This window comes from Faunimonas pinastri (genome assembly GCF_900110915.1).
Lineage (GTDB): Bacteria > Pseudomonadota > Alphaproteobacteria > Rhizobiales > Afifellaceae > Faunimonas > Faunimonas pinastri.
Genome location: NZ_FOFG01000043.1, coordinates 1 through 1,026 on the forward strand (window position 1 = coordinate 1; position 1,026 = coordinate 1,026).

The following is a 1,026-nucleotide window of genomic DNA, read 5'->3' on the forward strand; positions in this document are numbered from 1 at the left end:
ATCGCGAAGCTTGGAGTTGAAGCTCTCGCAGTAGCCGTTCTCCCAAGGACTACCGGGCTCGATGAAGGCCGTCTTCGCACCGACCGCTGCGATCCACTCCCGCACCGCTTTGGCGACGAACTCGGGGCCGTTGTCCGAACGAACATAGCCTGGCACGCCGCGCAGGATGAACAGATCAGACAAGACGTCGATGACGTCGGTGGACTTGAGCTTCCGGTCGATCCGGATCGCAATGCATTCGCGGGTGAACTCGTCGATCACGTTCAACATGCGGAACTTCCGGCCATTGTGGGTGCGATCCTCGACGAAGTCATAGGACCAGACATGGTTGGGATATTCCGTCCGTAGCCGGACACACGAACCGTCGTTTAGCCACAGGCGGCCCTTCTTCGGCTGCCTGGCCGGACCTTCAGTCCCTCCTGACGCCAGATCCGCTCAACGCGTTTCAGGTTGACCAGCCAGCCCGCCTCTCGCAGCAGGGCCGTAATCCGACGGTAGCCATAGCGGCCATATCGGGTGGCAAGCTCAACGATGTCGGCCGTCAGCGCCGCGTCATCGACACGGCCCGCCGGCACCTTGCGTTGCGTCGACCTGTGCTGCCCCAGAACCCGGCACGCCAACCGCTCCGACACGCCGAACTTCGTCACGACGTGGTCGATGCATTGGCGACGCCGAGCGGGGCTCACCAGTTTCCCGAGGCGGCTTCCCTCAGGATCAACTTCTCCAACGTCAGATCCGACACGGCCTTTCGTAGCCGCTCGTTCTCCTTCTCCAGATCCTTCAGCCGCTTGACCTGATCGGACTTCAGCCCGCCAAACTCCTTGCGCCACCGATAATAGGTGAACGGCGTCACGCTGATCGTGCGAATCGCTTCCGAAACCGATCGCCCTTGCGAAACGAGCACATCGACCTGCCTCAGCTTCGCGACGATCTCTTCTGGCTGGTGCTTCTTGCGCGGCATTCCTGGCATCCTCCAAAGCTTCAAAAGCCTACTTCACGGAGGACCACTTTTCAGGGGGCAGACCA

The 1,026-nt window shown here is 61.1% G+C and carries 1 pseudogene; it reads right to left on the reverse strand.

The annotated features are described in order from the left end of the window. Positions 1–961, reverse strand: a pseudogene (locus BMY25_RS20325) (IS3 family transposase); the annotation flags it as partial. Positions 962–1,026: the final 65 nt, after the last annotated feature.